This is a genomic window from Maritalea myrionectae DSM 19524 (genome assembly GCF_000423365.1).
Lineage (GTDB): Bacteria > Pseudomonadota > Alphaproteobacteria > Rhizobiales > Devosiaceae > Maritalea > Maritalea myrionectae.
On sequence record NZ_AUHV01000002.1, the window covers coordinates 1,039,049 to 1,050,083 of the forward strand.

Genomic DNA, 11,035 nt, shown 5'->3' on the forward strand with positions numbered 1-11,035 from the left:
ATTTCTTCCTCCAAATTCAGCTAAACGGCAATTTCACGCATGGCCGATTTCATTAAAATCGGTGCCTCAATCGGCGTGTCGAAATATTCGACGGATTTGCCGTCGATCAATACTGTGGACGTGTCGGCAAGGCCGGCAATTTCCTCAGCATCTGAAGAAATCACAACTACCGCTAATCCACTGTTGGACAACTTGCGCAACTGTGCATAAATATCTTTGCGCGCGCCAAGATCCACACCGCGAGTTGGCTCCTCCAAAATCAAAACCCGCAGATCGTTCACCAGCCAACGCGCAATGCACACTTTTTGTTGGTTACCACCAGACAAGCCGCCGATAGGCTGTTGCGGTCCAGAGGTTACAATCCCCAAGGTATCAATCCATTTCTTGGCCAAATTTGATTGTGATCGAGTGGAAACCTCCAGGCCTGATTTATGGCGCTTGAGGTAGGGGAGTGTTAGGTTATCTTGCAACGGAAGATCCGGCACAATGCCTTCGGACTTTCTTTCTCCCGAAACAAAGCCAACACCATATTCAATTGAATCGTTGGGGCTTTGGGGATCAAATTTTTCACCATCAAGCAAAACCTCCCCTTGTTCCATGTGAGTGCCGCCAAACAACATTTTTCCAAGGTGCTCAATGCCAGATCCGATAAGGCCAAAAACGCCGTGAATTTCGCCTTGTCGTACTTTGAATGAAACATCCTGAATGTTGGGTAATTTGCGCGCACCGTTCACAACAAAAATGTCTTCAAGTGCAGCGTTCGAGTGTTCGGGATATAAATCGCTTGGCTCCCGCCCCAACATGGACGTCAAAACAGTGTGATGATCAGTTTCATCGACCGAAAAACTCCCTGCGTTTTTGCCATCGCGCAACACTTCAATTCGATCGCATATTTCGAACACTTCGTCCAAAAAGTGAGAGATAAAGATGATCGAAACACCTTTAGTTTTGAGCCTATCTAAGATCTCAAAAAGCCGCTTACACTCAGGCTCTGATAAGGATGCCGTCGGCTCGTCCATCACTAAGATACGCGCATCTCCTGCCAATGAGCGTGCAATCTCCACCAACCGCTGTTCAGAAATTGAGTATGCAGAGAGTTTCTCGCGCACATTGATCTTTTCAATTCCTAAATCTTGCAAAATCTCCGTAGCTTTCTGGTTGAGTTCGTCTTTGCGAACTGTGGCAAAAGGTCCGGAACCGGATGTCGGAAACGCACCGATAAATATGTTCTCGGCAACCGAGAGATCGGGAACGATTTGCAATTCTTGCGGCACGAGACGAATACCATGCACCATGGCGTCAGAGGGTGAGCCGATTTGCACTTCTTTGCCGTCGATCTCGATCATACCGAAATCTTTGGTGTATATGCCCGTCATGATTTTCATAAGTGTCGACTTCCCGGCGCCATTTGCACCGAGTAGCGCGACAATTTCTGATGAGTTAATCTCGAAATCGACATTGTCCAGCACCATATTTGAACCGAACGATTTAGAGATGCTTTTCATCTTCAACATACCAACACCCAATCTTGATTGAAAAATGCCTGCCCGCAAAACTGCGGGCAGGTCCCGATACACTATTTCGTTGGAATCAGGTCTTTAACGTCGGCCAAGGCTGGGTTCACCAACTGGTCTTTCAAATGCCATTCAAATGCTGTTTCCGGGAATACCAACTCTACTTCGCTATCGTCGGTACACTCGATGTTTTCATAGAAGTTGCAGATGGTTGGGCTCGTGACCATCTTATGTTCAACCAAAACAGCAGGTGGAACGTCTACACCAGCCAACTCCATTAGCGCGATTGGAACGAGATAATTGCCATAATTTTCAGGGAAATAACCTACTGATCCCAAAAAGTTTGGTTCAGCCACCATGGTTTCACCTTCATCGGCACCCATACCTACAAATAGAGCCTCGTCTGACCGGCCAGCTTGTTCAACCGCGCGCAGCATCCCCAAAATGGATTGATCGTTGATTGCAAGACCCAAGATCGGCACACCCTGTGGAATTCGCCCCACCAGGTCGCTCATAACACGAAAGCCCTCTTCCAGAGTGCCCTTTGTATCGATCTTGATCAGCTGGTCTTCTGGGAAGTCTGGATATTCTGCAAGGAAGCCCGCAACCTGTCCGTCAGTGCGCATCGCAGGGACTGCACCTGACTGTGGCAGCTCACCGACAACCAGATATGAAGACATGACTTTGTCATCCCCCCATTTCGCTCGCGCATTTTGAGCGAGATATACGCCTCCCATAAAGCCTGAACGCGGGTTGTTCGCCCCCATAAATGTGGCACCTGGCATTGGAATATCAATTGCCGTAACCTTTACGTTGGCCTCATTCATTTTTTGCATGATCGAGTAGCCAAAATTAGTGTCTGTTTGGAATTCGATCACATAATCAACATCACGCCGCAAATAGCTTTCTGCGTTGGCCAGCGCTGTTGAGCCATCAAAGGCATTATCCGTTACAAGAATTTCGACCCCGGCCTTCTCACCATTGTCGACAATGCCTTGCTCCACGGAAAGGAAAAATGGCGCATTGCGACCAAGATTGGCGAAACCAAAGACATAGTTCTCACCATTTTTGGGCGGATTGACTGATTTGGCTGCATTCACCAATTCAATATACTGGCCCTCGGTGATCGGTTGTCCCTTCAGGTCACTCGCATCAATCGCAAATGCGGAACTTGTGGTTAGCAGTGCAGCTGTAAAAGCTATAGCTAGTTTATGTGTCATATTTTTCCTCCCAAAATGACAGCAAGTTTAGTTAGATATGCTCAATTCCCCTCGCATGCCGTTGATCCCGGCACCGGCTTACGCAATGCCTGACCGGAAAGGTGGGCGCGTATGTCGTCAGCAACTAGTGATTGCAATTTCCCGATTGCGTCCTCTGAATACCAAGCGGCGTGCGGCGACAAAATGACACCACGTGCTGCCCGGAGCTCAGAAGTTTCAGGCAATGGCTCAACCCCGAAAACGTCGAGCGCTGCTCCTGCGATTTGCCCGTCATTCAACGCGTCCGCAAGTGCGCATTCGTCAATAAGCGCTCCGCGCGATGTATTCACCAGAACGGCATGGCTTTGCATGTTTGCTAGAACATTTGCATCGACAAAATGTTTGGTTTCTGGCGTGACCGGTGCATGCAATGTAATCGCATCAGCTACCGCAAACAGCGTCGTAGCATCAACCTTTTCCACACCAAGTTCACGCGCCTGAACATCAGATAATGCCGGGTCTGCCACACAAAACTCAAAGCCAAATGCTTTTAGACGCTCATGCACTGCACGACCAATTTGACCGAAACCAAAAAAACCCACTTTGACATTCGCAAATGCCTTCATTGGTGACGCAATGCTTACTGCTTCCCACCGCCCAGCACGTACAGAAACATCAAACTCAAAAACTTTGCGCAGTTGAGTGAGCATCAATGTGCAGGTATGTTCCGCAACCTCTTCCACACAATAATCAGGCACATAACCCACGGGAATGTTACGCGAATTGGCTGCGGGAAGGTCTATATTGTCGAATCCAATACCATATCGAATTAAGGCTGCACCGCCATCCATCCCCTTTATGGCATCACTTGAAACAGGCGCAAACTGCACCACCCCAACTTTGGCGCCTTGAAGCACCCTCTCAACCTCTTCGGCACTGCGGCACTGATGGGCCGCAAAACTAAAGCCTAACTCCTCCGCTGCAGCACGCTCCTGATCGAGATTTGGAAATGTATAATCTGTTACAACAACATCAGCCATGCTCGTCACCCAGAACACCACTTGTTGTTTCGAACACTTGCTCCATATGAGCCGCCATAGCGGCGCGAGCCAAGTCTTGGTCTCGTGCAGTTAGTGCCTCAAGTATTTTCCAATGATCTTGAATGGATCTATCTTGCGCCTGCTTGGTGGTTGCGGCACGCTTGCGAAATTCAACGCCCAGCACATTCAAACTTGCGGCAGCTCTGGCCAAAAATGGATTATTTGCAACTTCGGCTATAAGCTCATGAAATGCAGAATCTAGCTTTAGATAGGCATCAGCATCTGCTTTCACCTGCTCTTGCTTCAAAATCATATCGCGCAATTGCTCGATCGAATTATCTTCAATTGACTTAGCGGCTAACGCGCATAATTCACCTTCGATTAGGCGACGCGCTTGATACAACTTTTCAACCGAAACCTCGGATAAAGACAAAAAGAAGTTTAGCGGACCTAGCAAATCTGCAGCATTCAACTCACTGACGAATGCACCACCACCGTGCCGGATTTCAACAACCCCTAAGACTGACAAAGCACGCATCGCTTCGCGCACCGTCGGGCGACTTACTTGAAAGCGCTCCGCAAGCACACGCTCGGATGGCAGTTTATCCCCTGCCCGCAACTGCCCCGCAGTCACAAACCCCAATATCTGCTGCACCAACATATCCGAAACGCCTGTCTTGGATATTGGAGAAATATCTATCGTCACCGAAAACCTCCCATCGGTTTAGGCCATAAGTTGATTAAAGTGACCAAGTGGCCTGACCACTTATTGACTAAGCCTTTTTTTATTGCTAGTCAATAGTGAAATTGCGATTGCTATTTGGAGGAGAAAATTAATGGCAATAACGAGCGCTAAAACTGCGCCTGCATCGAAGAACCGCTTTGTCATGCAATGGCTGCAAAAAGAATGGGCTGGCGTTGCAGTGCTGGCCATCTTCTATTTGTTGATATTCGTTCTCTTCAGCATCTTGTCGCCATATTTCTTACAAACGCGCAACTTGATGGCCATCGGTTCGAATATGTCTGTGATTGGTTTAATGGCGATAGCGGGAACACCGTTAATTATCGCAGGAGGATTAGATCTCTCAGTGGCCGCTGTTGCAGGATTATCCGGTGTTATCGTTTCCTTACTATATGGAATGGGCATTGACGTTTGGGCGGCCTGCTTTATTGCGATCACAGTTGCCGTCGCCCTTGGTGGCATAAATGGCATTCTTGTAACGCGCCTGAAGCTCAATCCGCTGATTGTGACCCTAGGTACAATGAGCATCTTTAGCGGCACGGCACTTGTGTTGACTGGCGGCATCAGCAAACCCTTGGTGATCAGCGGATTTAATTGGCTTGGCTCGGGCCGCTTGATGGGCATCCCTGTCCCACTAATTTTTATGGCCAGTTTTTGTGTTGCATCATGGTGGGTGATGGCCCGCACCAAATTTGGTCGTGAGATCTATGCGGCTGGCGGCAATGCAGATGCGAGTCGACTTATGGGCATCAATGTCGACCGCATACAAATCGCGCTATATGTAGTTTCAGCTGTCGTTGGCGCTGTGTCCGGCATCATTCTTGCTGCTATGCTGGGTGCCGCTGCCCCTAATGCTGCAGGTCAGCACCTACTTACAGTTATCGCAGCTATCATTCTTGGCGGTACAAGCCTCTATGGCGGACGCGGTTCTGTTTGGGGCACCGTTCTGGCGGTCCTAATTCTTGGCACCCTGAACAACGGACTAACATTGATGAATGTCTCCAGCTTTTGGCAAGAGATTACACGTGGCACGGTTTTGATCGCTGCAGTCGCATTTGACCAAATTCGGGTTCGAGCAAATTCAAACTGAATGAAGTAAGCAGCCTAACACACGAATCAATGACGGCTGAACGATCTAAGGAATAACAGAATGAAACTTTTACGCATTGGCCAACCGGGCCAGGAAAAACCTGCTCTTTTGGGGCCGAATGGCGAATATTATGACGTATCTGCCTATATTGATGATGTGGCGGGCGACGCGCTTTCTGATGAAAAGCTGAATGAGCTTTCACAGTTGGATTATGTGGACTTGCCACAATTGGACGCTAATGAACGCATTGGCGCGTGCGTGGGCAATGTGGGCAAATTCATCTGCATCGGCCTCAACTATGCCGACCATGCTGCTGAATCTGGCATGGAAGTGCCATCCGAACCCGTGATGTTCTTCAAAGCGACTTCAGCCATTTGTGGCCCAAATGATGAAGTTGAAATTCCACGCAAATCAGAAAAATCTGATTGGGAAGTGGAATTGGGTGTCGTGATCGGCAAACGCGCCAAATATGTGGAACAGGCTGACGCCATGGATTATGTGGCAGGCTATTGCGTGGTGAATGATCTGTCTGAACGCGAGTTTCAGATTGAGCGCCAAGGCCAGTGGGTGAAAGGCAAATCTGCCGACACTTTTGGGCCAATCGGGCCTTATTTGGTGACGCACGATGAAGTGGTCGACCCACAAAATCTCGATATGTATCTCGATGTTAATGGCGAGCGCCGTCAAACCGGCAACACCAAAACCATGGTGTATGGCGTGGCGGAACTCGTGTCCTATGTATCGCAATTTATGAGCCTGCAGCCGGGCGACATTATCTCCACCGGTACGCCTCCAGGTGTTGGCTTGGGCATGACCCCACCAACCTATTTGAATGTGGGTGACACAATGGAATTGGGCATTGAAGGTATGGGCGTGCAGCGACAGACCTGCGTTGTCGCAAAAGACTAAACCTCGTAACCCTGTCGACTTTCCCCAACTCTCAGCATGAGTCCGTCGGCAGGGTTATCCCTCTTTCCAGAACGGCATGACACATGGCAACTCCCGACAAAATCACCACGATTGGCGATCTGAAAAAACTGGCCAAACGACGTGTGCCGCGCATGTTTTTCGATTATGCGGATTCAGGTGCGCTCACCGAAGATACCTATCGCGCCAATGAGCGAGATTTTGAGCAGATAAAGCTGCGCCAGCGCGTGGCCGTCAACATCGCCAACCGCAGCACTGCCACCAAAATGATCGGGCAGGATGTGGCCATGCCCTTGGCGATTGCACCCACAGGGTCCGCAGGTCTTCAACATGCGGATGGTGAAATGCTCGCGGCACAGGCCTGCGCTGAATTTGGCGTGCCCTACACGCTTTCAACATTGTCAATTTGCTCGCTTGAAGATGTGGCTGCCGCATCATCGCGGCCAATCTGGTTTCAGCTTTATGTGATGAAAGACCGCGGATTTAGCAAACGGCTAATTGCGCGGGCGAAGGCGGCCAAATGTAGTGCCTTGGTACTGACCCTTGACCTGCAAATCATGGCTCAGCGACATAAGGATGTGCGCAATGGGCTGAGCGCGCCGCCAAAGATCAACCTCAACACCATGACCCAATTCGCCACCAAGCCACTTTGGTGCTTGAATATGCTGGGCACCAAAAATCGGCAATTTGGCAATATTCACGGCCATGTGGAAAATGTGAGCGATCTTTCTTCGCTCAGCGCTTGGATTAGCGAGCAATTTGATGAGCAACTAAATTGGGATGACATTGCCTGGATCAAAGAGCAGTGGGGCGGTCCGCTGATCTTGAAAGGCATTATGGACCCGGAAGACGCCAAAATGGCGCTCAAAGTTGGCGCCGATGCCATGATCGTCTCCAACCATGGTGGTCGACAATTGGATGGCACGGAATCGTCAATTGCTGCATTGCCAAAAGTTTTGGATGCGGTGCAGGGCGATAGTGAAATTCATTTGGATGGCGGTGTGCGCACAGGCATTGATATTTTGCGAGCGCGTGCGCTCGGTGCGCAGGGTGTTTATGTGGGACGGCCTTATCTTTATGGGCTTGGCGCTATGGGCAAAAAGGGCGTGACCAAAGCGCTGCAGATTTTCAATAAAGAGCTAGACATCACCATGGCGCTTTGCGGTGAGAACAATATCGAAAATATTGGCCGCCACAATCTGATTTGAGTTCACTACAGGATAGAGCCCCCCTCTCCATCGCAGGTAAGGCAAAATGGTGTTTACCATTCAAGTCGTGGCTACCGTTTTGTTATTTGCCTATTACCACCATTATCGAAGATTCGTAGTCTGCATTTGGTTAACTGAATCCCAATAGCTGCCGTTCGTATGCTTGGTTTGAATTCCTCAAAGCGGACCTTCATCAAGCCCTTTGCTCAGATATGAGTTAAGGCCCACTGTGCGGACAAAGTAAACATTATTGTTTGGTTAAATACGATGGTTGTTGCAATGGTTTTCTGTAACCTTAAAATTCGGCGGCTTAGGACTCGCAAGATGTGATAGTTGAATTCCCATTTTCAACCGATCTTGAAGATAGAAGTTATTGCGTGTTCCCAGATGAGCTGGAACAGGATGACCTCGTGCTCTTTCATGGAACGCCATTGAAAAACCTCGCTAGCATCAAGGAAAACGGATTCAGGTTGCCACGGCTAGATGATGGCAACCCTCTCACTGGAGTTTCTTTTGCTCGTAGGAGTTCATCGGCGTTCACCCACGCGTTCATAAGCGTAAATCGCATCCGGGCAACTATTGCATAATTGCTGTTAGATACCCAAACATGGATTTCCCACACATTGTCAATGACGGAACAGAGGTAGTTCACGACTACAAACTTGATCCTTTGCCCAAATGCGTTGGGGTTTGTGTTGTACCAGAAAGCTATCAGTTTGTTTAAATAGCACCGTTGCGATAAGGATTTATTTTGCAACAGCCAAAGCTCCCGAAGAGGCACCAAGGGGCCGTCAGCTTAGCGGGCAAAATGTCAAAATTTTGAAGTCGATTGTGGTGCACCGCCTAAAGCTTCAACCTACGTACTCGTTATCGATCGAAGCCTGAAATTCACTTTTTTCAGTATTAGATATTGGGCTTCCTGATAATTCAGAAACCAACGCTAAACTTGGAAACGTTACCTCACCAACTTCTTCAAGACTGTTATCATCGCATAGGATGAAGCGTTTAGGTGTTTCAACACGTGAAATAAAAATGCCAGCTTCGCTGGCCTCCAATTGCTCATTGACTTTCTCGCGGACAAACTGAATGTAAGAAAAACTTTCGGCAGAGCTCCACACAAAGTCTGGTAAGCGGCTTGTACTCAAAATATCGGTTTTGCGAGGGACTCTTAATTCAACATGACCGTCTGCATCCAACTTGAGGTAATAAACTTCAAATTTAGTTCCGTCTCTGTAATGACTTTTTACTGCACTGACGCCTGAATAAAGATCAAATTTTCGGAAAAAGCCTTTGCGGCCCTCGTATACCCAACAGGCATTTTCAATATACTGCAAAGCATCTTGGCGCGTACAAAAATTCGACTCAAATATTGTTCTCAGCATGCGTGCTCGCCTTAAAATTATGGTAACCAGAGTCCGATCGTAGTCATTTTGCGTGCTAATCTGCAATCCAAAAGAATGGCAAACTGTTTGGTGTTTCCCGCATGCACAAAGTTTCCGTTGGGCTCGAAGCTGTCATTTGGCACCGGGCCCCTGTCCTTGGCGCAACATCCTAATATAGCGGACATTGGACCAAATCCTTTAAAATTTTCAGAAACAGACATTCAACTAAATTGTAGGTTAAATACCTCAATGGCGACTAAGGAGCAATATCCCGGGGCTCGCCGCCCTATTCAGCCATAAAAAAGCCCGCTCCGAGGAGCGGGCCAAGTTGCTCGTCTAGGGTCAAGAGGAGCCTATTCGCAAACCCACCGCATGGTGTGGAAGTTGTATTCAAAGCTTTGCATTGGCACCCAAGAGAAGCCTTCAAGACATTTTGAGAAAGCCACTTGGCTGGTTTGGGTCAGCAGGTACACATCTGACTGTTGATCCACCAGATAACGCTGCAAGTCTTTGTAGATTTCATTTTGAGCGTCGATATCGCCCTCACCGCGGGCTTGTTCGATCAACTCATCCACCTTGTCGTCCAACACCCACTCCATCGAAGTCCAAGTGCCTTGGGCGCGTGAGTGATATTGAGGGTAGAAGAAGCTATCGGGCGATGGATATGTAGCGCCATAGAACACTTCGTTGATGGCTGGCGTTGTTTCAGCGGAGCTGGCCAACTCTGTCATCCGGTTCCATGGCTCTGGCTTCATGATCGTATTGAACCCAACTTGGTCCAAATTAGACTTCATCAGCAGCGCGATTTCTTCTTCAAAGGCCAGACCAGCCACAAACATGATCTCAATCGGGATTGCACCCGCATTGGCATATTTGCTCATGGCCACATGCTCTTTTGCCTTTTCAAGATTATATTCTGGCATGGCCAGATCATCGAGATAGGCTGCGGCGAACACTTTCGGCATTGGGCCGGCAAGTGGCTCGCCAGGCAACAATTGAGACCGGATGGTCTCATAATCAGTTGCATAGGCAATGGCCTTACGGATGTGCACATCGTCCGTTGGCGCAATTTGATGGTTCAGTTTCAAATAGAAGTTGGTCGCCGTTGGGAATGATTCAATACGATAACCTTCGATTTTGCTGATCGCATCATAGGTTTCCTGCGCCTGCCCGTCTGATGACATAGACAGTTCGCCAGAAGCGGCCAGTGCTTTCACAGTGGCTTCTTCATTGGTCACCACAAAGCGCACTTCATCAACGGGCTGATCGCTCCAACCCAAATGATAGCCATCATATTTCTTAATGGTCATGGTGGCGCCACGGTCCCAATTGGTCATCATATATGCGCCAGCGCCAATGCTGTTATTGGCCAAATAATCCTGTGCCCACGGATCGCTATCGGTTTTGTTGGCGTCTGCCACGTCTGAGTTGACCACGAACAGGATCGGCGTGTTGGTCAAGAACGGTGTATAGACCTTGTTCAGCTTGAACTCGACGGTACGATCATCCAACGCTTTGACTGAGTTTTCATCCAGCACGCCTTCAAACAAATAGGCTGGGCCTTCATTTAGCGCCAACAAGCGATTGACCGAGTAAGCTACGTCTTTCGCTTCCACTGGCGAACCATCTTGGAAGGTCGCGCCTTCTTTCAGCGTAAAGGTGTAGGTCAGCGTGTCTTCAGATACTGTCCAGCTCTCTGCCAGATTAGGCAAAATATTGCCTTCTGAATCGAGCGTGGTCAGCGCGTCGTAGAGGTTCACACCGGCCATATATTCTGTGTAGTCGTTGATTTTTGCCGGGTCGATGGTGCCGAAAATCTGCACCACATTGACCGTTGCCACATTGTCGGCAAATGAGGGTAAGGCATAGCTAGAAATGGCAGTACTCGCTGCCAGTCCCAGCAGTAGTTTCTTTGCAATCCGCATATTAGTCC

9 protein-coding genes are annotated in these 11,035 nt (G+C 48.8%); 3 read left to right on the plus strand and 6 right to left on the minus strand.

The genetic code is table 11. The features are described from left to right. Positions 1-20 precede the first annotated feature (20 nt). The 4 genes from G549_RS0105335 to G549_RS0105350 all read right to left on the minus strand — a co-directional run bounded on the left by G549_RS0105335 (position 21) and on the right by G549_RS0105350 (position 4,414). The gene (locus tag G549_RS0105335; RefSeq protein ID WP_051213403.1) at positions 21-1,514 is read right to left on the minus strand and encodes an ATP-binding cassette domain-containing protein; all 1,494 of its coding nucleotides are present in this window, start codon (positions 1,512-1,514) and stop codon (positions 21-23) included. A gap of 62 nt (positions 1,515-1,576) precedes the next feature. Then, positions 1,577-2,734 carry a sugar ABC transporter substrate-binding protein gene (locus G549_RS19120; protein WP_036221021.1) on the minus strand — a complete coding sequence of 386 codons (1,158 nt, stop codon included), beginning with the start codon at positions 2,732-2,734 and terminating at the stop codon, positions 1,577-1,579. Between the two features lie 41 nt (positions 2,735-2,775). Next, the gene (locus tag G549_RS0105345; protein ID WP_027834162.1) at positions 2,776-3,753 is read right to left on the minus strand and encodes a C-terminal binding protein; all 978 of its coding nucleotides are present in this window, start codon (positions 3,751-3,753) and stop codon (positions 2,776-2,778) included. Next, positions 3,746-4,414 (minus strand): FadR/GntR family transcriptional regulator, encoded by a 669-nt coding sequence (locus G549_RS0105350; protein ID WP_027834163.1) that lies wholly within the window; start codon positions 4,412-4,414, stop codon positions 3,746-3,748. Before G549_RS0105350 ends, G549_RS0105345 begins: the two co-directional genes overlap by 8 nt. A 175-nt stretch (positions 4,415-4,589) precedes the next feature. Between G549_RS0105350 and G549_RS0105355 the strand changes: the two genes are divergently transcribed. The 3 genes from G549_RS0105355 to G549_RS0105365 all read left to right on the plus strand — a co-directional run bounded on the left by G549_RS0105355 (position 4,590) and on the right by G549_RS0105365 (position 7,720). Then, entirely contained in the window at positions 4,590-5,585 is a 996-nt protein-coding gene (locus tag G549_RS0105355; RefSeq protein ID WP_027834164.1) for an ABC transporter permease, read from the plus strand. A 60-nt stretch (positions 5,586-5,645) separates the two neighbouring features. After that, entirely contained in the window at positions 5,646-6,494 is an 849-nt protein-coding gene (locus G549_RS0105360; RefSeq protein ID WP_027834165.1) for a fumarylacetoacetate hydrolase family protein, read from the plus strand. Between the two features lie 83 nt (positions 6,495-6,577). Next, entirely contained in the window at positions 6,578-7,720 is a 1,143-nt protein-coding gene (locus G549_RS0105365) for an alpha-hydroxy acid oxidase (protein ID WP_027834166.1), read from the plus strand. Positions 7,721-8,571: 851 nt separating this feature from the next. On the opposite strand, the gene G549_RS0105370 is transcribed toward G549_RS0105365, so the two are convergent. Further along, a complete protein-coding gene (locus G549_RS0105370; RefSeq protein WP_027834167.1) occupies positions 8,572-9,102 on the minus strand; it encodes a hypothetical protein in 531 nt (176 codons plus the stop codon). A gap of 353 nt (positions 9,103-9,455) precedes the next feature. Next, positions 9,456-11,027, minus strand: a complete 1,572-nt coding sequence (locus G549_RS0105375) for an ABC transporter substrate-binding protein (protein ID WP_027834168.1) — start codon at positions 11,025-11,027, stop codon at positions 9,456-9,458. Between the last annotated feature and the right edge of the window lie 8 nt (positions 11,028-11,035).

Bases quoted from the DNA above. Each gene is read 5' to 3' on its own strand.
- G549_RS0105335 (WP_051213403.1), bottom strand. From the start codon at position 1,514: ATGTTGAAGATGAAAAGCATCTCTAAATCGTTCGGTTCAAATATGGTG.
- G549_RS0105345 (WP_027834162.1), bottom strand. From the start codon at position 3,753: ATGGCTGATGTTGTTGTAACAGATTATACATTTCCAAATCTCGATCAG.
- G549_RS0105375 (WP_027834168.1), bottom strand. From the start codon at position 11,027: ATGCGGATTGCAAAGAAACTACTGCTGGGACTGGCAGCGAGTACTGCC.
- G549_RS0105370 (WP_027834167.1), bottom strand. From the start codon at position 9,102: ATGCTGAGAACAATATTTGAGTCGAATTTTTGTACGCGCCAAGATGCT.
- G549_RS0105350 (WP_027834163.1), bottom strand. From the start codon at position 4,414: ATGTTGGTGCAGCAGATATTGGGGTTTGTGACTGCGGGGCAGTTGCGG.
- G549_RS0105360 (WP_027834165.1), top strand. From the start codon at position 5,646: ATGAAACTTTTACGCATTGGCCAACCGGGCCAGGAAAAACCTGCTCTT.
- G549_RS0105355 (WP_027834164.1), top strand. From the start codon at position 4,590: ATGGCAATAACGAGCGCTAAAACTGCGCCTGCATCGAAGAACCGCTTT.
- G549_RS19120 (WP_036221021.1), bottom strand. From the start codon at position 2,734: ATGACACATAAACTAGCTATAGCTTTTACAGCTGCACTGCTAACCACA.
- G549_RS0105365 (WP_027834166.1), top strand. From the start codon at position 6,578: ATGGCAACTCCCGACAAAATCACCACGATTGGCGATCTGAAAAAACTG.